This is a genomic window from Aeromonas enterica (genome assembly GCF_054052465.1).
On sequence record NZ_JBSTYL010000023.1, the window covers coordinates 23,757 to 43,454 of the forward strand.

A 19,698-nucleotide genomic window follows, 5' to 3' on the forward strand; every position below is an offset into this window, starting at 1 on the left:
CTGATGTGTTTGGGGGCCGGAGAGGTGCCTTTATTCCGGTATATCTGGCGTCCATCAGGCTGTTTGAGCGGGCATGATTGGGGTAATCTAGCCCCTCGTAAATCGGCAGGGCCTGGCGGAGAACTCTATTGTCTTTCTTGACAATATGCCTTGAAAAAATCTCCGCATATCCCCATTTGAGGCAGTCTCATCAGGTGAGGGGGAGGAAGCGGCAGCTTTCGGCCCAATAATTTAAAGGATTGATACCATGGTTGCGGTTCGCGATATTCATTTGAAAGACAACTTCACCCTGGAAGAGTGGGTCAGCTCGCTCACCCTGAGTGACAGTGACAAGGATCAGTTGCGAACCGTCTACCAGTATTGTCTGACGCTCGGTGACGAGGCGCTCACCAACCGCCTGCTGGTGCGTGGCGTCGAGATGGCGGGCATCCTGCTGATGCTCAGCATGGATCTCGGCACCCTCAAGGCCGCCATCATCTACCCCTTCGTCGAAGCCGGCCTCATCAGCCAGGAGCGGATGGACGAAGACTTCGGTCCCAAGATCGCCAAGCTGGTGGAAGGGGTACTGGAGATGGAAGCCATCCGCTCCTTGCAGACCCTGCACCGCAGCGAAACCTCGCCGGAGCAGGTCGACAACGTGCGGCGCATGCTGCTCGCCATGGTCGAGGATGTGCGTGCCGTGGTCATCAAACTGGCGGAGCGTATCGCCTGCCTGCGTGAGGCCAAGAAGGCGGATGAAGAGACCCGGGTGCTGATGGCCCAGGAGATCACCAACATCTATGCGCCGCTCGCCAACCGGCTCGGCATAGGACAGCTCAAATGGGAGCTGGAAGATCTCGCCTTCCGTTACCTGCACCCGGACACCTACAAGCAGATTGCCAAACAGCTCGATGAGAAGCGCCTCGACCGGGAGCGCTACATTCGTGAGTTCGTACAGTCCCTGCGCGATGCGCTGAAAGAGGCGGGGGTCGAGGCCGAGGTCTACGGGCGCCCGAAACACATCTACAGCATCTGGCGCAAGATGCAGAAGAAGCACCTCGAATTCAACGAGTTGTTCGACGTGCGTGCTGTGCGGGTGGTGACCAAGCGGCTGCAGGATTGCTATGCGGCGCTCGGCATAGTCCATACCCATTTCCACCATATTCCCCGCGAATTTGACGACTATGTCGCCAACCCCAAACCCAACGGCTACCAGTCGATCCACACCGTGGTGGTGGGGCCCGAGGGCAAGACGGTGGAGATCCAGATCCGTACCGACCAGATGCATCAGGACGCCGAGCTGGGCGTGGCTGCTCACTGGCGTTACAAGGAAGGGGCCCAGGCCGCCAACAAGGCCAACAATTTCGAAGACAAGATCGAGTGGCTGCGCAAGCTGCTCGCTTGGCAGGAGGATCTCTCCGAGAGCGGATCCCTGCTCGAGGATCTGCGCAGTCAGGTGTTCGAGGACAGGGTCTATGTGTTCACCCCGAAAGGGGATGTCATTGATCTGCCGGCGGGGGCCACCCCGCTCGACTTCGCCTATCACGTGCACAGCATGATCGGCCACCGCTGCATCGGCGCCAAGATTGACGGTCGCATAGTGCCCTTCACCTATGCGCTGCAGACCGGCGACCAGGTGGAAGTGATCACCCAGAAGGAGCCGAACCCGAGCCGCGACTGGATGAACCCCAACTCCGGCTTCCTGCGCTCCAGTCGGGCGCGGGCCAAGGTGGCCACCTGGTTCAGAAAGCTGGATCGGGACAAGAACATCGCCGCCGGTAAGGAGCTGCTGGAGAAGGAGCTGGACAGGCACAACCTGACCCTCTCCAAGGTGGACAAAGTGGTGCTCGAGCGTTTCCACGCCGAGGAGCTGGAAGATCTGCTGGCCGGTATCGGCAGCGGCGACATCCGCATCAATCAGCTGCTCAACTACTTGGACACCCGTTACAACAAGCCGACGGCGGAGGAAGAAGATCGCCGTGTGCTGGAAAAACTGGAGCAGAAGGCCAATACCCCGTTCCGGCCCAAGCCCAAGGATCACATCGTGGTGGAAGGGGTCGGCAATCTGATGACCCACATCGCCCGCTGCTGCCAGCCCATTCCGGGCGACACCATTCAGGGCTTCATCACCATGGGGCGCGGGGTGTCCATCCACCGGGATGATTGCGAGCAGCTCAAGGAGCTCTCCCGTCGCAACCCGGAGCGACTGATCGATGCCGTGTGGGGGGAGAACTACTCGGGTGGTTATGGCCTCACCATACGCATCCTCTCCAACGATCGCTCGGGTCTGCTGCGGGACATCACTACAGTGCTGGCCAACGAGAAGATCAACGTGATGGGGGTGCGTTCGCGCTCCAACGTGCGCGAGCAGACCGCCGAGATCGACATGGAGCTGGAGATTTACAACATCAATGCCTTTAACCGGGCGTTGGCCAAGCTCAGTCAGCTCAACGACGTGATCAGCGCCAAGCGCCTCTGATACCCGATAAAAAGTGACCGGCCCTGGGTGGCCGGTCGCTTTTCCCCTGTTTGAACGACCTGAAAGCGAATCTCCCATGTCCCAACGTTACGATCTGCCCCAACTGCTCGACATGAGATTGATCGGCTGCGCGGCTTGATGTCGCTTCATCCCCATTTAACGAATCGAAAGTGAGTAGCTCATGTCTCAACGTTACGACCTCTCTCAATTGCTCGATATCATGTCTCGCCTGCGCGACCCGCAAGAGGGTTGCCCCTGGGATCTCAAGCAGAGCTTCCAGACCATAGTGCCGCACACTCTGGAAGAGGCTTATGAGGTTGCCGATGCCATCGAAACTCGCGATTGGCAGGGATTGAAGGGGGAACTCGGCGATTTGCTGTTCCAAGTGGTCTTCTACGCCCAGCTGGGCAAGGAGCAGGGACTGTTCGATTTCGCCGATATCGTCGACACTGTGAGCGAGAAGCTCATTCGCCGGCATCCTCATGTGTTCGCCGAGGCTGACCTTGGCGACGAACAGGCGGTGAAGCAGAACTGGGAAGCAGAAAAGGCCAAGGAGCGGGCCGCGCTCGACAAGGAAAGCGTGCTGGATGACATACCGCTCGCGCTGCCGGCCCTGACCCGCTCGGCCAAGATCCAGAAGCGCTGTGCCACGGTGGGCTTCGACTGGAAGACGCTGGGTCCTGTGGTGGACAAGATCCACGAAGAGATCGACGAGGTGATGGAAGAGGCGCTGATGGCCGACGTCGACGAGGCACGGGTGAGCGATGAGCTCGGCGACCTCTTGTTTGCCACCGTCAATCTGGTACGTCATCTTGGCAAGGATCCGGAGCAGGTGCTGCGAGGCGCCAATAGCAAGTTCGAACGTCGCTTTCGTCAGGTTGAGCAGTTTATCGCCGCGGAAGGGCTGAAAATGACCGATTGCTCGCTGGAAAAGCTAGACGCAGCCTGGGACAAGGCCAAGGAAACCGAACAAAGTTGATTTGGCGCAAGATGAAGGGGCTGTGAGCCTGATAGATTTTTGTTCATTGTTTGGGAGAGGGGGTTTTGGTATACTGTTTCCCCGTCCTGCTTCATCCCCGAAGCACCCCTTAAAATTCCCTAAACTTCTTTCAGGTTCAGCATGACGACAAAATATATTTTTGTAACTGGTGGCGTTGTTTCATCCCTCGGCAAAGGCATTGCCGCAGCTTCTCTGGCAGCCATTCTGGAAGCCCGTGGTCTGGATGTGACCATCATGAAACTGGACCCCTATATCAACGTGGATCCGGGCACCATGAGCCCGACTCAGCACGGTGAAGTATTCGTAACCGAGGACGGGGCCGAAACCGATCTGGATCTGGGCCACTACGAGCGTTTCATCCGCACCAAGATGACTCGCCGCAACAACTTTACCACTGGCCGCATTTACGCCGACGTGCTGCGTAAAGAGCGCCGTGGCGACTATCTGGGCGCCACCATTCAGGTCATCCCGCACATCACCAACGCCATCAAGGAGCGGGTGATTGCCGGTGCCGAAGGCCATCAGGTTGCCATCGTCGAAGTGGGCGGTACCGTGGGCGATATCGAGTCCCTGCCGTTCCTCGAGGCCATTCGTCAGCTGGCTGCCGAAGTAGGCCGCAACAGCGCCATGTTCATGCACCTGACCCTGGTGCCTTACCTAGCCGCCGCCGGCGAGGTGAAGACCAAGCCGACCCAGCACTCGGTGAAAGAGCTGCTCTCCATCGGGATCCAGCCGGATGTGCTGATCTGCCGCTCCGACCGTGCCATTCCGGCCAATGAGCGTGCCAAGATTGCCCTGTTCTGCAACGTGCCTGAGCGCGCCGTCATCTCCATGAAAGACGTCGACTCCATCTACAAGATCCCGGCACTGCTGAAATCCCAGAATCTGGACTCCTACTTCACCGAGCGTTTCGGTCTGGAGTGCAAAGAAGCCGACCTGTCCGAGTGGGAACAGGTTGTCTTTGAAGAGGCCAACCCGACTGCGGAAGTGACCATCGGCATGGTCGGCAAGTACGTCTCCCTGCCGGATGCCTACAAGTCCGTCAACGAAGCACTCAAGCACGGTGGTCTGAAGACTCGTCTCTCCGTCACCATCAAGTACATCGACTCCCAGGACATTGAGACCCGTGGCTCCGAGCTGCTGGAAGGCCTGGACGCGATCCTGGTGCCGGGTGGCTTCGGTGAGCGCGGCGTGGAAGGCAAGATCCAGGCGGCCCAGTATGCCCGTGAGAACAAGATCCCTTATCTGGGTATCTGCCTCGGCATGCAGGTTGCCATGATCGAATTTGCACGCAACGTGGCGGGCATGACAGGGGCTCACTCCTCCGAATTCAAGAAAGATTGCGCCTATCCGGTCGTCGGTCTCATCACCGAGTGGGTGGATGACGAAGGCAACGTCGAGACCCGTACCGAGAAGTCTGATCTGGGCGGCACCATGCGTCTGGGCTCCCAGCTCTGCCACCTGGTCGAAGGTTCCAAGGTGCGTCAGATGTACGGCAGCCCGACCATTTACGAGCGCCACCGTCACCGTTACGAAGTGAACAACAAGCTGCTGCCGCAGATTGAAGCGGCAGGTCTGAAAGTGACCGGTCTCTCCGCCGACAAAAAATTGGTGGAAATTATCGAGATCCCGGATCACCCTTGGTTCGTGGCGGCGCAGTTCCACCCGGAGTTCACCTCGACTCCCCGTGATGGCCACGCCCTGTTCGCCGGTTTTGTGAAGGCGGCAGGCGAGTATCAGAAGCGTAATCTGAAGTAATTGAAAATAAATGCGGTTGAGGCTCTGTGCCACAGCCGCTTTTTTTGGCATATTTTTGTTGTTTTTTTACGAAACCTGAGGAAATACACATGTCCAAGATCGTTAAAGTGATCGGTCGTGAAATCATCGACTCCCGTGGTAACCCGACCGTTGAGGCCGAAGTTCACCTGGAAGGTGGTTTTGTTGGTATGGCAGCCGCTCCGTCTGGCGCGTCTACCGGTTCCCGCGAAGCGCTGGAACTGCGTGACGGCGACAAGAGCCGTTTCCTGGGTAAAGGCGTTCTGAAAGCCCTCGAAGCCGTAAACGGCCCGATCGCTCAAGCTCTGCTGGGTAAAGATGCCAAGGACCAGGCCGCTATCGACCAGATCATGATCGACCTCGACGGCACCGAGAACAAATCCAAGTTTGGCGCCAACGCCATCTTGGCTGTTTCCCTGGCCAACGCCAAAGCCGCCGCTGCTGCCAAAGGCATGCCGCTGTACGCTCACATCGCCGAGCTGAACGGCACCGCGGGTGTTTACTCCATGCCGCTGCCGATGATGAACATCATCAACGGTGGTGAGCACGCCGACAACAACGTCGACATCCAGGAGTTCATGATCCAGCCGGTTGGCGCCAAGACCCTGAAAGAAGCCGTTCGCATGGGCGCCGAAGTGTTCCACAACCTGGCCAAAGTGCTGAAGTCCAAGGGCTACAACACTGCTGTTGGTGACGAAGGTGGTTTCGCTCCCAACCTGAAATCCAACGCCGAAGCGCTGGAAGTGATCGCAGAAGCCGTTGCTGCTGCTGGCTATGTTCTGGGTAAAGACATCACCTTGGCCATGGACTGTGCTGCTTCCGAGTTCTACGACGCAGAGAAGAAAGAGTACAACCTGAAAGGCGAAGGTCGTATCTTCACCTCCAACGGTTTCTCTGACTACCTGGCTGACCTGACCACCAAGTTCCCGATCGTCTCCATCGAAGATGGCCTAGACGAATCTGACTGGGACGGTTTTGCTTACCAGACAGCTGAACTGGGCAAGAAAATCCAGATCGTGGGTGACGACCTGTTCGTAACCAACACCAAGATCCTGAAGCGCGGCATCGACAACGGCGTTGCCAACTCCATCCTGATCAAGTTCAACCAGATCGGTTCCCTGACCGAAACTCTGGCTGCCATCAAGATGGCTAAAGACGCTGGCTACACTGCCGTCATCTCCCACCGCTCCGGTGAGACCGAAGACGCGACCATCGCCGACCTGGCCGTGGGTACCGCTGCTGGCCAGATCAAGACCGGTTCCATGAGCCGTTCTGACCGTGTTGCCAAGTACAACCAGCTGATCCGTATCGAAGAAGCTCTGGGTGCCAAAGCTCCTTTCCGCGGTCTGAAAGAAGTTAAAAACCAGGCTTAATTCCAGCCCGCCCTTAATCTGCTCAAAGCCCCGCCAATCTGGCGGGGCTTTTTCGTTTCCGTCATCGCTAGGTGCGGTTTCTGCATTTTTTATTCCGGCCCAGCCCATCCGGGACACAGGCTTCCTTTTGTCTTGCCTGCGAATATGGGAAACTAGGCCGCTTGAAGGAGACTCAGTGCATGCGGCTACTCACTCTTATCCTGCTCTTCCTGTTGGGAGGGCTTCAATATGACCTCTGGCTGGGGAAGAATGGCCTGTCCGATTATCACGAATTGTCCGACGCCATCTCCCGGCAGCAGCAGGACAATCTGGTACTCAAGGATCGCAACAACCTGATTTATCGCGAGATTGACGATCTGACCTCGGGCCTCGAGGCCATAGAGGAGCTGTCGCGCAACGATCTCGGCTACATCAAGCAGGGCGAGACCTTCTACCGGATCATCCCCAAGGATAAGGATAAGGACAAGGGCTCCAGCTCGGGAGACGCAGCTTACGATGACTGATCGCCAGACCGGGTTGACCGCCATAGTCCCCGCCGCCGGGATTGGCAGCCGGATGGGCGCCGATTGTCCGAAACAGTATCTGCAACTGGCGGGACAGACCATTCTCGAACATACCCTCGGCGCCCTGCTGTCTCACCCGGCCATCGCCCGGGTGATAGTGGCGCTGGCGCCCCACGATCGCTGGTTTGATGCCCTGCCCGTTGCGACCGACCCGCGTGTCCTGCGGGTAGAGGGGGGCGCCGAGCGCGCCTTTTCCGTTCTCAATGCGCTGCATGTGGCAGAGGGGGAGTGGGTGCTGGTGCACGATGCCGCCCGTCCCTGTCTGACCCACGGCGATCTCGACCGGCTCATCGCCACCGCCATCCAGTGTGGTGGCGCCATTCTCGGCAGCCGGGTGCGCGACACCATGAAGCGTTCAGACGCCATGGGCAACATACTCGGCACCGTCGATCGCGAGCAGCTCTGGCATGCCCTGACGCCGCAGATGTTCCTCGCCCGCACCCTGCTGCGGGCGCTGGAGGAGGGGTTGGCGCTGGGGGCCACCATTACCGACGAGGCCTCCGCCATGGAGCGTGCCGGTTTCACCGTGCGGATGGTGGAAGGGCGTGCCGACAACATCAAGGTGACCCGGCCGGAGGATCTCTCTCTGGCGGGGCTGTTTTTAAGCCAGCAGGCATAAGTCGATACACCCAGACAAGGAGCGAGCATGATCCGGATGGGACATGCGGTTGAGGTGCACAGGGTTTGGGTGGATGAGTCTCCTGCCTGTTTGGAGGATGTCAGGCCGATCTTGAGGTGAACAAGGTTTAGGCGGAGAAGTTTCCTGCGTGTTTGGAGGATGTCAGGCGTGATACGAATTGGACATGGTTTTGATGTACACAAATTTGGTGGGGTTGGCCCCTGCATGCTGGGTGGCGTCGCCGTGCCGTATGAACAGGGCCTGCTGGCACATTCCGACGGCGATGTGGTACTGCACGCGGTGAGCGATGCCCTGCTTGGCGCCATAGGTGCCGGTGACATAGGCCGCCACTTTCCCGATACCGCCGCGCAATTCAAGGGGATCGACAGCCGGATCCTGCTGCGGGACGTGTTTGCCCGAGTAAAAAAGGCGGGTTATGCCATCGGCAATCTGGACGTGACCATCATAGCCCAGGCCCCCAAGATGGCGCCCCATATCGACGCCATGTGCGCCGTGCTGGCCGCCGACCTGATGTGTGATTTGAACCGGGTGAATGTCAAGGCGACTACCACAGAACAACTCGGGTTTACGGGGCGCAAGGAAGGGATCGCCACCGAAGCCGTCGTCTTACTGGTGAAACAATAATGTTGGAACAACTCAGTTATCTGCACGGAGCGCCCGCCGCCCGCGGCATCCTCAAGGCCGAGGCCAGTGATTTCGTGGTGGTTGAGGATCTCGGCTTCGAGCCCTGCGGCGAGGGCGAACACATTTTCGTGCGGGTGCGCAAAACCGGCGAGAACACCGCCTGGGTGGCGGGCCTGCTGGCCGATGCGGCCGGGGTCAACCGCAATGCGGTGACTTGGGCTGGGCTGAAAGATCGCCACGCCGTGACCGAGCAGTGGTTCGGCATTCACCTGCCGGGCAAGGCAGAGCCGAACCTTTCGGTAATTGAGAGCGACAGCATCCAGATCCTGCAGGTGAAGCGCCACAACAAGAAGCTGCGGGTCGGCTACCTCAAGGGCAACCACTTCACCCTGCGTCTGACCGGGCTGGAACAGACCGAGGGACTGGCATCCCGCCTGCAGGCCATCGCCAGTCAGGGGGTGCCGAACTACTACGGCGAGCAGCGTTTTGGCCGGGGTGGCAACAATCTGGAAGCGGCCAAGGCGATGTTTGCCGGCAAGCGGATCAATGATCGCAACAAGCGCTCCCTCTACCTCTCCGCCGCCCGCAGCATGCTGTTCAATGCCATCGTCAGTGCCCGTATCGAGCAGGGGCTGGCTCACCAGCTGCTGGCCGGTGATTGCGTGATGCTCAAGGGCAGCCACTCCATCTTCAGCGAAGAGCTGCTGACCCCCGAGCTGGAGGCGCGTCTCGCCTCCGGTGACGTGCAGCTGACCGCTCCCCAGTGGGGCCGTGGCCGGCTGGCCAGCCAGGGGGCGGCGGCCGAGTTCGAGCAGGGAGTGCTGGCCGCTTACCCCGAATGGTGCGCAGGTCTGGAGAAGGCCGGGCTGGATCAGGACCGCCGCCCGCTCCTGCTCAAGCCGGAACAGATGAGCTGGCAGCTGGACGGCGAGGCCTTGACCCTGTCGTTCTTCCTGCCGGCCGGTGCCTTTGCCACCAGCGTGGTACGCGAATTAATGCAGGCCGAAGAGGCCGATCATGGTTTCAGGAATCAGTCCGATGCGAATTCTGGTCAGTAATGACGATGGCGTGCATGCCGAGGGGATCCGTGCCCTCAGCGCTGCGCTGACGGCCTGTGGCGAAGTCATAGTGGTGGCGCCGGATCGCAACCGCAGCGGCGCGAGTCACTCCCTGACGCTGGAGGTGCCGTTGCGGGTTACCCGCCTCAGCGAAACCGGTTTTAATGGGATCGAGAGCTATGCGGTGAAGGGGACGCCGACCGACTGCGTGCACCTGGCGGTCAACGAACTGGTGCGCCCTGAACCCGACATGGTGGTGGCTGGCATCAACCACGGTGCCAACCTGGGGGATGATGTCATCTACTCGGGCACGGTCGCGGCGGCTACCGAAGGGCGTCACCTCGGCTTTCCCTCGCTGGCCATCTCGCTGGTAGGCAAGACCCATTTCGCCAGCGCGGCCCACTATGCGGCCCTGTTGGTGAAGGGCATGATGGTGCACCCGCTGCCTGCCGATCAGATCCTCAACGTCAACGTGCCGGACCTGCCCCTCGATCAGATCAAGGGGATCAGGGTGACTCGCCTTGGCAACCGTCATCGGGCGGAATCTGTGATCTGCAGCGAGGATCCCCGTGGTCAGCCCATCTACTGGATCGGCCCCCCCGGCAGCCAGCAGGATGCGGGAGAAGGCACGGATTTCGCCGCCATCGAGCAGGGCTACGTCTCGATCACCCCCCTGACCATCGATATGACTGCCTACAGCAGTCTGGCGGGTCTGGGGGCTTGGTTAGACCTGCAGGGATGACGGTGTGATAGTACAGCGCCTGTTAAACCAGCTGATCGCACAGGATATTCGTGATTTCCGCGTGCTCGCGGCGATTGCGAAAGTGCCGCGCCAGCTGTTTGTGGATGAAGCCATGGCCCACAAGGCCTGGGACAACACGGCGTTGCCCATCGGCCACGGTCAGACCATCTCCCAGCCTTATATGGTGGCGCGGATGACTGAATTGCTGATCCAGAATGATCCGGCCCACGTGCTGGAGATCGGCACAGGCTCCGGTTATCAGACGGCGGTGCTGGCCCATCTGGTAGAGCATGTCTATACGGTGGAGCGGATCAAGTCGCTGCAGTTCCAGGCCCGACGCCGGCTGCGACAGCTCGATCTGCACAATGTCTCAGCCAAGCACGGCAATGGCTGGCTGGGTTGGTCCAACAAGGGACCATTCGATGCCATTCTGGTCACGGCCGCAGCCAGCGAGGTACCGACGGCCCTCACCGATCAACTGGCCGATGGCGGCCGTCTGGTGTTGCCGGTGGGGGATAGCCAGCAGACGCTGCAGCTGATCGAGCGGTCGGGCTCCCAGCTGACCAGCAAGATCCTGGAGCCGGTGCGCTTTGTTCCCCTGATCAACGGAGATGTTGAGTGACATTTTTTTCTCGTCTATACGTGCTGGTGATGCAGTGGGCTCGCCACAAGTACGCCCCTTATTATCTGGCGATCACCGCCTTCATCGAGTCGGTGTTCTGGCCGATCCCGGTGGACGTGATGCTGGCGCCCATGGCACTGGCCAAGCCACACAAGGCATGGCATTACGCTGCGTTGGCGACGTTTTTCTCTGTATTGGGGGCGCTGTTTGGCTATGCGCTTGGCTATGCGCTGTGGGATCCTGTGGTGCAGCCACTGGTTACCTCGGTCGGATACGAAGACAAGATTACCCTGGCCCGGCAGTGGTTCGAGCAGTGGGGCATCTGGGTGATTTTTATTGCCAGCTTCACGCCGATCCCCTACAAGGTGTTTACCGTTACGGCAGGCCTGTTGCACATGGCGCTGTTGCCCTTCATCGTGACCTCGTTGATCGGGCGTGGCATGCGTTTTTTCCTGGTGGCAGGCCTGATGCGCTGGGGCGGTGAGAAGATGGAGCGCAAGCTGATGCAATATGTGGATGTGCTGGGCTGGCTCTGTATTGGTTTGGCCGTTGTGGCCTATTTCTGGTTTAGTCGTTAAGGATCCACTATGCGTTCGCGTGTTTGGCAAGGAAGCAGTATCGTCGTGTTGTCATGGCTGCTGCTCGCTTGCTCTTCCAGCAAGACTGCTGCTCCGGTACAGGGATTGGGCAATGATCGCCCTGTTTCTACCATACCGACTCGTCAGGGGGCGGCTCAGCCGGCCATTCAGGGCAACAGCTACACGGTGAAAAAAGGGGATACCCTCTACTCCATCGCCTTCAATTCGGGCAATGATGTGCCGTCTCTTGCCAGCCTCAACGGCATCAGTCCTCCCTATAACATCTATCCAGGGCAACAGCTCCGGTTCGATGCGTCCGCCGGCAGTCAGACGGTTGTACGTAGTGCTGGGACCTATCAGGTGCGCCCAGGGGATACTCTGAGCAGCATAGGCCGTCAGTTTGGCATGTCGAATCAGACGTTGGCACAGAGCAACAGCCTGCAGGCGCCCTATGCACTCCATGTTGGCCAAGTATTGAATGTGCAGTCTGCCAGCACCGGAGGCAGCCAGATGGTCGCCATAACGAGTCCGGTCACGCCACAAAGTACAGGCCCCAAACCGCTGGCGACAGCGCCATCAGGTACGACCACGCCATTTATCAAACAGAAAACGATTGCTCAGCCATCTTCAAAAGAATACGCTCAGATCAAAGAACAAAAAACAGACAATAAGCCTCAGTCGAGACTTTCTTGGCACTGGCCGACACAAGGCCGGATTGTCGAGGGTTTCTCCGTTGCAGAACAGGGAAACAAAGGCATAGATATCGCTGGTCAGAAGGGGCAACCCGTCTACGCAGCGAGTGGCGGCAAGGTCGTCTATGCGGGTAGCGCACTAAGAGGCTATGGCAAGCTGATCATCCTCAAGCATGATGATGACTACCTCTCTGCCTACGCTCACAACGATGAGTTGCGGGTCAGGGAAGGGGATAGCGTCAAGGGCGGAGCAGTCATTGCCAACATGGGTAGCACGGACGCCCCGGATGTGCGATTGCACTTTGAAATCCGGTATCGAGGCAAATCGATAAACCCGATGAGCCATTTGCCAAAGCGTTAACCCCAGAGAGTTAAGTCTTACTCTGGTTCAGGTCAGGGAGACACACCATGAGCCAAGAACAACTGGTTATGCAGGATGCAGAGTTAGAGTTCGACGAGGAGCTGGAGACCCATGAGGAGGAAGAGGTTCGGGAAGTAGCGGCCGAGGTCGAAGAGACTATTTCCGATGAACTGATGGCACCGGAACTGAACAAGGTGATGGATGCCACCCAGCTCTATCTGGGGGAGATTGGTTTCTCTCCCCTGCTCACCGCCGAAGAAGAAGTCTATTATGCTCGTCGTGCCTTGCGAGGTGATAAAGCCGCTCGCAAGCGCATGATTGAGTCCAACTTGCGACTGGTAGTCAAGATAGCCCGTCGCTACAACAACCGCGGCCTGGTGCTGCTGGATCTCATCGAAGAAGGCAACCTCGGCCTCATCCGCGCGGTAGAGAAATTCGACCCGGAGCGCGGTTTCCGTTTCTCGACCTATGCTACCTGGTGGATCCGCCAGACCATAGAGCGGGCCATCATGAACCAGACTCGTACCATCCGTCTGCCCATCCATGTGGTCAAGGAGCTGAACGTCTATCTGCGTACCGCTCGTGAACTTTCCCATCGTCTTGATCATGAACCGACCGCAGAGGATATTGCCTTTGCGCTGGATCGCTCGGTAGACGACGTGAATCGCATGCTCAAGCTCAACGAGAAAATAACCTCTGTGGACACCCCCATCGGCGGCGATCGCGACAAAGCGCTGCTGGATGTACTCTCTGACGAACGTGGCATGGGGCCCGAGCTGGAGTCGCAGGATGACGACATGCGTGCCAGCATAGTGCACTGGCTGGAGGAGCTTAATCCCAAGCAGCGTGAGGTGCTGGCTCGTCGTTTTGGCCTGCTCGGTTATGAACCGGCCACGCTGGAAGACGTGGGGTCCGAGATCGGCCTGACCCGGGAGAGGGTACGCCAGATCCAGGTGGAAGGACTGCGGCGCCTGCGGGAGATCCTGCTGGGGCAGGGACTCTCCATTGAGGCGCTGTTTCGTACCAATTAGCGCGTAGCGCGCATTGGCGCGGCTGACAGCAACAAAAAAGGGGCCATAAGCCCCTTTTTCATTGCAACCGGATCCGCAGGATCACACCGGATCCAGAGTGTCCAGCGGCCAGCGCGGCACAGCTTTGACCGCCAGCGGCTCGAATATACCCGCCTTCAGGCGCTGCATGCCTGCATAGGCAATCATGGCGCCGTTATCGGTGCAATATTCGGTGCGCGGATAGAATACCTCGCCTTTGAGGCTCTCCATCAGCTCGGCCAGCTGGGCGCGCAGGTGACGGTTGGCGCTGACGCCGCCGGCCACCACCAGGCGATTGAGGCCGGTCTCCTTCAAGGCACGGCGGCACTTGATGGCCAGGGTATCGACCACTGCATCTTCGAAGGCGCGGGCGATATCGGCGCGGGTCTGCTCATCATCGCCGTTGGCGGCAATGGTGTTGGCAGCAAAGGTTTTGAGGCCGGAGAAACTCATGTCGAGTCCGGGCCTGTCCGTCATGGGACGGGGAAAGTGGAAGCGACCGCTGGCGCCTTTCTCGGCCAGCCGGGAGAGCAGAGGCCCCCCCGGATAGTCCAGCCCCATCAACTTGGCGGTCTTGTCGAACGCTTCGCCAGCGGCATCGTCGATGGATTCGCCCAACAGTTGATAGCTGCCGATACCGTCAACCCGCACCAGCATGGAGTGACCGCCGGAGACCAGCAGCGCCACGAAGGGGAATTCGGGCGCTCTCTCTTCCAGCATGGGAGCCAGCAGGTGGCCTTCCATATGATGCACGGCGATGGCCGGTTTGTTCCACGCCATCGCCAGTGAGCGGCCTATGGTGGCCCCTACCAGAATGGCGCCAACCAGCCCTGGACCCGCAGTATAGGCGATGCCATCTATGTCATCTTTACCCAGTCCCGCCTCTTGCAATGCGGCCTGGATCAAGGGGATCGTCTTGCGTACATGATCCCGGCTGGCGAGCTCGGGGACGACGCCACCGTAGTCCGCATGCAGCTTGACTTGGCTGTATAACTGATGGGAAAGGATCCCTTTTTGATCGTCGAAGATCGCGATCCCGGTTTCATCACAGGATGTCTCTATGCCCAATACACGCATTGCTAAAAAATTTCACTGCTAAAATGAGACGGCTATGGTAACCTTCGCGGGTTTTTTAAACCAGAGCGATCTCTGCGGGTTTACTTTCATTCCCTGTCCAGAGTATAATTTCGCACCATTTTAAGACATGCTGATCGACTGATGGTCAGCTAACAATATATCACTGAGGTGAAAGGCACATGCCAGTAATCAAAGTCCGTGAAAATGAGCCGTTTGACGTTGCTCTGCGTCGCTTCAAGCGTTCTTGCGAAAAGGCCGGTATCCTGTCTGAAGTTCGTAGCCGTGAGTTCTACGAGAAGCCGACTACCATTCGTAAGCGCGCCAAAGCGTCTGCTGTAAAGCGTCACGCCAAGAAGCTGTCTCGCGAAAACGCACGTCGTATCCGCCTGTACTAATCGGGAGATAATGCCGTGTCTCTGAAGGATCAACTCAAGGATCAACAAAAACTCGCCATGCTTGCCAGAGATAAGGCTCGCTTGGGGGCGATCCGTTTGTTGATGGCAGAAATCAAGCAGCGTGAAGTTGATTCCCGTATCGAGCTCAATGATGAGGATATCCTCGCTGTCGTGACCAAAATGGTCAAACAGCGCCGTGATTCCATCAGCCAATTTGAAGCTGCCGGTCGCCAGGATCTCGCCGACAAAGAGTCCGCAGAGATCGTTGTGCTGCAGGAGTTCCTGCCACAACAACTGACCGCAGACGAAATTGCCGCACTGATTGAGCAAGCCATCACTGAAAGTGGTGCTGCCGTCATGGCTGATATGGGCAAGGTCATGGCTGTCTTGAAGCCGAAAATTCAGGGGCGTGCAGATGTCGGCGCCGTCAGTGCTCAGGTGAAAACCCGCTTGGCGTAACAGGCAACTCTCTTGTTTGGTCGAAGAAGCCGTGCTTCCCTGGGAATGCGCGGCTTTTTTATTTTCTACGCAGTGAAACAGGACGGTTATGGCAGGCAGGATCCCACAATCCTTTATCGATGATCTGCTCGTACGCACAGACATAGTCGAGCTGATCGACTCGCGAGTGCGGCTGAAAAAAGCCGGTAAGAACTATCAGGCTTGCTGCCCTTTTCATAACGAAAAAAGTCCCTCTTTTACCGTCAGCCAGGAGAAACAGTTCTATCACTGTTTCGGCTGTGGCGCCCACGGCAATGCCATCGGCTTTGTCATGGAGTATGACGGTCTCGAATTTCCTGATGCCATTGAAGAGCTCGCCAGCATGCAGGGCATGCAGGTGCCTCGTGAGCAGAGCGTTGGTGGATCGAGCAGTAGCCAACCGTCCGTCAGCAAGGATCTCTATGAGCTGATGAACCAGATCGCCCGCTTCTACGAGAGCAATCTCAAGAGTGCACCCCAGGCGGTGGAATACTTGAAGGGGCGCGGCCTGACCGGCGAAGTGGTCAAGCGTTTCAATATCGGTTATGCCCCCGCAGACTGGGATCAGGTGAGACGCCGTTTTGGTGCCAGCCGCGATCACGAGCAGTTACTCATCTCGGGTGGCATGCTGATCACTCGTGACAGCGGTCCCGGCAGCTATGATCGCTTTCGCGATCGCATCATGTTCCCGATCCGGGACAAGCGAGGCCGGGTCATCGGTTTTGGCGGTCGGGTACTGGGAGACGGTACGCCCAAGTACCTCAACTCGCCGGAGACCCCCATATTCCACAAGGGACGGGAGCTGTTCGGCCTCTACGAGGTTAAGCAGGCACACAAGGATCCTCGCCGGATCCTGGTGGTAGAGGGCTACATGGACGTGGTAGCGCTCGGCCAGTACGACATCGATTATGCGGTGGCTGCACTGGGTACTGCCACCACCACTGACCATATCCATACCCTGTTTCGTACCACCGCCGAAGTGGTTTGCTGCTATGACGGCGACAAGGCCGGCCGTGAGGCGGCCTGGCGGGCGTTGGATAATGCCCTATCCCATCTACAGGATGGCCGTGAGCTGAAGTTTGTGTTCCTGCCCGATGGTGAGGATCCCGATTCGCTGGTGCGCCAGATCGGCAGGGAGGGTTTCGAGGCCCTGCTGGATCAGGCGCAACCTTTCGCCGACTTCATGTTTGAGCGTCTGGGGCGGGATGCGTCACTGTCTGGTGAGGCGGGCAAGTTCGAGGTGGCCAACAAGGCTGCCGAACTGATCCGCCGGGTTCCGGAGGGGTTTACCCGTGAGGGGCTGATCACTCGCCTCTCCAGCATGATGCGCTGGGGTGAGAACAAGCAGCGTATCGCCGAACTGTTCGCCCGCAATAGCCAACCCAAGGCCGAGCTAACCAAACCCAAGGCTGCCAAGCTGACGCCGCTGCGTCGTGCCCTGGCCCTGATGGTGCAATATCCAGCGGTGACGGCCGAGCTGCCAGCCATGCCTGAGCTGGCCGGGCTGCGGGTACAAGGCATCAAGTTCCTGCTGCAGCTGCATCAGCAGATCCTGGCGCAGCCCGGGATCACCACGGGCATCTTGCTGGAACACTGGCGCGGCACCAAAGAGGGCGAGATCCTCGCCCAGCTTGCGATGCACGACTTGTTTGAAGAGATCAAGCTCGACCAGGAGCCGGATATTCTGGGAGAGCTGCAGGATACCTTCGTCGGTTTCATCAACCAGTTTCTGAAGCAACGAATTGAAGAATTGCAGGCCAAGGTGGCTCAGGAAGGGCTAAGCTCTGAGGAAACGCAGGAGCTGATGATGCTGATCAGAGAGGTACAGATTGAGAAAAGAAATGAGAGTGGGGCTTGATATTTGAGTGATTAGTCCCAATATGAATACCGTTGCCCGAATCGACGGGATTAAAAGCAAAAATTTTATAACCGCCTGGCCCCGACAATACTGCGGGCAGGGGTTTCTCATGACCGACGCCGCAACCAGACATAGCATGTCTGGCGGTTTTCTATTAGAATTGGCTATTTGCGCAGCAGCGCACTGTACGCGCAACCTAGCAACACCAACCGGATGAGTTCTATGGAGCAAACCCCGCAGTCTCAGCTTAAACTCCTCGTTGCCAAAGGTAAAGAACAGGGCTACCTGACCTATGCCGAGGTGAACGATCACCTCCCGCAAGACATTGTCGACTCTGATCAGATCGAAGACATCATCCAGATGATCAACGATATGGGCATTCAGGTGGTTGAAAACGCCCCGGATGCCGATGACCTTATCATGGCTGAAGGTGGTACCGCCGATGAGGACGCTGCCGAAGCAGCTGCCCAGGCACTGGCATCTGTTGAATCTGAGATTGGTCGTACGACCGATCCTGTCCGCATGTACATGCGTGAAATGGGTACCGTCGAACTGCTGACCCGCGAAGGCGAAATCGACATCGCCAAGCGGATCGAAGACGGTATCAACCAGGTACAAAGCTCTGTTGCCGAGTACCCGGAAGCGATTACCTATCTGCTTGAGCAGTATGATAAATATGAAGCCGAACAGCTGCGTCTGTCCGACATCATCTCTGGTTTCATTGATCCTAACGAGGCTGATGACGTCGCGCCGACCGCGACCCATATCGGCTCCGAGCTCGGCGAAGACGATCTGGCCGATGAAGACGAAGATGAAGACGAAGATGAAGACGAAGACGGCGAAAGCTCGGACGACGACGGTGACGGTGGTCCGGATCCGGAAGTCGCTCGCGAAAAGTTTGGTGAGCTGCGTGCCCAGTATGAGGTAACGCGCCTCTCCATTCAGAAGAATGGCCGCGCGCACGAAGATACCCAGGCTGCGATTGCCCAGCTGGCCGATGTGTTCCGTCAATTCCGCCTGATGCCCAAGCAGTTCGATCGCTTGGTCAACAACATGCGCGAGATGATGGAGCGGGTCCGCGTACAGGAACGCATCATCATGAAACTCTGCGTTGAGCAGGCCAAAATGCCGAAGAAAACCTTCGTCGCGGCCTTCACCAACAATGAGTGTGAAACTGCCTGGTTTGAATACCAGAAACAGGCTGGCAAAGCCTGGTCTTCGCGTCTGGTCGAGATGGACGAAGAAGTGCTGCGTTCCATCGGCAAGTTGCAGCAGATCGAAGAAGAGACGGGTCTCTCCATCGCCCAGATCAAGGATATCAACCGCCGCATGAGCATAGGCGAGGCCAAGGCCCGCCGTGCGAAGAAAGAGATGGTTGAGGCCAACTTGCGTCTGGTTATCTCTATCGCCAAGAAGTACACCAACCGTGGTCTGCAATTCCTGGATCTGATCCAGGAAGGCAACATCGGTCTGATGAAGGCGGTAGACAAGTTTGAATACCGTCGTGGCTACAAGTTCTCGACTTATGCGACCTGGTGGATCCGTCAGGCCATTACCCGCTCCATCGCGGATCAGGCCCGTACCATCCGTATCCCGGTACACATGATCGAGACCATCAACAAGCTCAACCGAATCTCCCGTCAGATGCTGCAAGAGATGGGTCGCGAACCGAATCCGGAAGAGCTGGCCATGCGCATGGGCATGCCGGAAGACAAGATCCGCAAGGTATTGAAGATCGCCAAGGAGCCTATCTCCATGGAGACGCCCATCGGCGATGATGAAGACTCCCACTTGGGCGACTTCATCGAAGATACCACCCTGGCTCTGCCGGCGGATGCGGCGACCAGCGAAAGCCTGCGCAACGCGACTCGCGAAGTGCTGGCCGGTCTGACTGCCCGCGAAGCCAAGGTGCTGCGGATGCGTTTCGGGATCGACATGAACACTGACCACACCCTCGAGGAAGTGGGCAAGCAGTTCGACGTCACCCGTGAGCGTATTCGTCAGATCGAAGCCAAGGCACTGCGCAAATTGCGTCACCCGAGCCGTTCGGAAGTGCTGCGCAGCTTCTTGGACGAATAGTCCTGAGGTCTGTGCCCAGAGCCGTCGTCTCAAAAGCCCCGCCATGCGGGGCTTTGTTTTATCCGGACTTTATGGGACGTGAGCAGATCGGCAGAGATCTGGGCAGGGAAGTGGACAAAATGTCGCCAAGTGGTTGATCTGCCTATAGACTGCCTTCTCTACATCCCCTATAATCCACGCCGCAAAACCAACAATCTGGCCCCTTAGCTCAGTTGGTTAGAGCAGTCGACTCATAATCGATTGGTCGCCCGTTCAAGTCGGGCAGGGGCCACCAAA

The 19,698-nt window shown here is 58.1% G+C and carries 18 protein-coding genes and 1 tRNA gene; 18 read left to right on the plus strand and 1 reads right to left on the minus strand.

Going from position 1 to position 19,698, the window contains the following annotated elements; all coding sequences use genetic code 11:
• The first annotated feature begins 247 nt into the window (after nt 1-247).
• The 13 genes from relA to rpoS all read left to right on the plus strand — a co-directional run bounded on the left by relA (nt 248) and on the right by rpoS (nt 13,518).
• Nucleotides 248-2,458 (plus strand): GTP diphosphokinase, encoded by a 2,211-nt coding sequence (gene relA, locus ACW5XD_RS19240; RefSeq protein WP_456496267.1) that lies wholly within the window; start codon nt 248-250, stop codon nt 2,456-2,458.
• Nucleotides 2,459-2,639: 181 nt separating this feature from the next.
• Complete coding sequence (mazG, locus tag ACW5XD_RS19245) at nt 2,640-3,437, plus strand: nucleoside triphosphate pyrophosphohydrolase (RefSeq protein WP_456496268.1); 798 nt, start codon at nt 2,640-2,642, stop codon at nt 3,435-3,437.
• Nucleotides 3,438-3,578: 141 nt separating this feature from the next.
• Nucleotides 3,579-5,216, plus strand: a complete 1,638-nt coding sequence (gene pyrG, locus ACW5XD_RS19250) for a glutamine hydrolyzing CTP synthase (protein ID WP_042872670.1) — start codon at nt 3,579-3,581, stop codon at nt 5,214-5,216.
• Nucleotides 5,217-5,305: 89 nt separating this feature from the next.
• Nucleotides 5,306-6,607, plus strand: a complete 1,302-nt coding sequence (gene eno / locus ACW5XD_RS19255; RefSeq protein WP_043142126.1) for a phosphopyruvate hydratase — start codon at nt 5,306-5,308, stop codon at nt 6,605-6,607.
• 179 nt (nt 6,608-6,786) lie between these two features.
• A complete protein-coding gene (gene ftsB / locus ACW5XD_RS19260; RefSeq protein ID WP_456496269.1) occupies nt 6,787-7,110 on the plus strand; it encodes a cell division protein FtsB in 324 nt (107 codons plus the stop codon).
• Complete coding sequence (gene ispD / locus ACW5XD_RS19265) at nt 7,103-7,789, plus strand: 2-C-methyl-D-erythritol 4-phosphate cytidylyltransferase (RefSeq protein WP_456496270.1); 687 nt, start codon at nt 7,103-7,105, stop codon at nt 7,787-7,789. Before ftsB ends, ispD begins: the two co-directional genes overlap by 8 nt.
• 168 nt (nt 7,790-7,957) lie before the next feature.
• Complete coding sequence (ispF, locus tag ACW5XD_RS19270) at nt 7,958-8,434, plus strand: 2-C-methyl-D-erythritol 2,4-cyclodiphosphate synthase (protein WP_042872662.1); 477 nt, start codon at nt 7,958-7,960, stop codon at nt 8,432-8,434.
• Nucleotides 8,434-9,492: a tRNA pseudouridine(13) synthase TruD gene (gene truD, locus ACW5XD_RS19275; RefSeq protein WP_098980694.1), complete on the plus strand. Its 1,059-nt coding sequence runs from the start codon at nt 8,434-8,436 to the stop codon at nt 9,490-9,492. The genes ispF and truD overlap by 1 nt, the downstream gene beginning before the upstream one ends.
• Entirely contained in the window at nt 9,473-10,234 is a 762-nt protein-coding gene (surE, locus tag ACW5XD_RS19280; RefSeq protein ID WP_042872659.1) for a 5'/3'-nucleotidase SurE, read from the plus strand. Before truD ends, surE begins: the two co-directional genes overlap by 20 nt.
• A gap of 4 nt (nt 10,235-10,238) precedes the next feature.
• Nucleotides 10,239-10,856, plus strand: a complete 618-nt coding sequence (locus tag ACW5XD_RS19285) for a protein-L-isoaspartate(D-aspartate) O-methyltransferase (RefSeq protein WP_456496271.1) — start codon at nt 10,239-10,241, stop codon at nt 10,854-10,856.
• Nucleotides 10,853-11,434, plus strand: a complete 582-nt coding sequence (locus tag ACW5XD_RS19290; protein WP_456496272.1) for a YqaA family protein — start codon at nt 10,853-10,855, stop codon at nt 11,432-11,434. The genes ACW5XD_RS19285 and ACW5XD_RS19290 overlap by 4 nt, the downstream gene beginning before the upstream one ends.
• Before the next feature lie 9 nt (nt 11,435-11,443).
• Nucleotides 11,444-12,487, plus strand: coding sequence for a peptidoglycan DD-metalloendopeptidase family protein (locus ACW5XD_RS19295; RefSeq protein WP_456496273.1), 1,044 nt, complete (start codon nt 11,444-11,446; stop codon nt 12,485-12,487).
• Between the two features lie 47 nt (nt 12,488-12,534).
• A complete protein-coding gene (gene rpoS / locus ACW5XD_RS19300) occupies nt 12,535-13,518 on the plus strand; it encodes an RNA polymerase sigma factor RpoS (protein WP_042872653.1) in 984 nt (327 codons plus the stop codon).
• Nucleotides 13,519-13,599: 81 nt separating this feature from the next.
• On the opposite strand, the gene tsaD is transcribed toward rpoS, so the two are convergent.
• Nucleotides 13,600-14,613: a tRNA (adenosine(37)-N6)-threonylcarbamoyltransferase complex transferase subunit TsaD gene (tsaD, locus tag ACW5XD_RS19305; protein ID WP_456496274.1), complete on the minus strand. Its 1,014-nt coding sequence runs from the start codon at nt 14,611-14,613 to the stop codon at nt 13,600-13,602.
• Nucleotides 14,614-14,792: 179 nt separating this feature from the next.
• Between tsaD and rpsU the strand changes: the two genes are divergently transcribed.
• The 5 genes from rpsU (at nt 14,793) to ACW5XD_RS19330 (ending at nt 19,696) form a co-directional block, all read left to right on the plus strand.
• Nucleotides 14,793-15,008, plus strand: coding sequence for a 30S ribosomal protein S21 (rpsU, locus tag ACW5XD_RS19310; RefSeq protein ID WP_005309452.1), 216 nt, complete (start codon nt 14,793-14,795; stop codon nt 15,006-15,008).
• A gap of 15 nt (nt 15,009-15,023) precedes the next feature.
• A complete protein-coding gene (locus ACW5XD_RS19315) occupies nt 15,024-15,467 on the plus strand; it encodes a GatB/YqeY domain-containing protein (protein WP_021139213.1) in 444 nt (147 codons plus the stop codon).
• An 88-nt stretch (nt 15,468-15,555) separates the two neighbouring features.
• Complete coding sequence (dnaG, locus tag ACW5XD_RS19320; RefSeq protein ID WP_456496275.1) at nt 15,556-17,343, plus strand: DNA primase; 1,788 nt, start codon at nt 15,556-15,558, stop codon at nt 17,341-17,343.
• 183 nt (nt 17,344-17,526) lie between these two features.
• Nucleotides 17,527-19,422, plus strand: coding sequence for an RNA polymerase sigma factor RpoD (rpoD, locus tag ACW5XD_RS19325; RefSeq protein ID WP_456496300.1), 1,896 nt, complete (start codon nt 17,527-17,529; stop codon nt 19,420-19,422).
• A 197-nt stretch (nt 19,423-19,619) separates the two neighbouring features.
• Nucleotides 19,620-19,696, plus strand: a tRNA-Ile gene (locus ACW5XD_RS19330).
• Nucleotides 19,697-19,698 lie beyond the last annotated feature (2 nt).

Coding starts and splice junctions, on each gene's coding strand:
- relA (WP_456496267.1), top strand. CDS start 248: ATGGTTGCGGTTCGCGATATTCATTTGAAAGACAACTTCACCCTGGAA.
- mazG (WP_456496268.1), top strand. CDS start 2,640: ATGTCTCAACGTTACGACCTCTCTCAATTGCTCGATATCATGTCTCGC.
- pyrG (WP_042872670.1), top strand. CDS start 3,579: ATGACGACAAAATATATTTTTGTAACTGGTGGCGTTGTTTCATCCCTC.
- eno (WP_043142126.1), top strand. CDS start 5,306: ATGTCCAAGATCGTTAAAGTGATCGGTCGTGAAATCATCGACTCCCGT.
- ftsB (WP_456496269.1), top strand. CDS start 6,787: ATGCGGCTACTCACTCTTATCCTGCTCTTCCTGTTGGGAGGGCTTCAA.
- ispD (WP_456496270.1), top strand. CDS start 7,103: ATGACTGATCGCCAGACCGGGTTGACCGCCATAGTCCCCGCCGCCGGG.
- truD (WP_098980694.1), top strand. CDS start 8,434: ATGTTGGAACAACTCAGTTATCTGCACGGAGCGCCCGCCGCCCGCGGC.
- surE (WP_042872659.1), top strand. CDS start 9,473: ATGCGAATTCTGGTCAGTAATGACGATGGCGTGCATGCCGAGGGGATC.
- ACW5XD_RS19295 (WP_456496273.1), top strand. CDS start 11,444: ATGCGTTCGCGTGTTTGGCAAGGAAGCAGTATCGTCGTGTTGTCATGG.
- rpoS (WP_042872653.1), top strand. CDS start 12,535: ATGAGCCAAGAACAACTGGTTATGCAGGATGCAGAGTTAGAGTTCGAC.
- tsaD (WP_456496274.1), bottom strand. CDS start 14,613: ATGCGTGTATTGGGCATAGAGACATCCTGTGATGAAACCGGGATCGCG.
- rpsU (WP_005309452.1), top strand. CDS start 14,793: ATGCCAGTAATCAAAGTCCGTGAAAATGAGCCGTTTGACGTTGCTCTG.
- dnaG (WP_456496275.1), top strand. CDS start 15,556: ATGGCAGGCAGGATCCCACAATCCTTTATCGATGATCTGCTCGTACGC.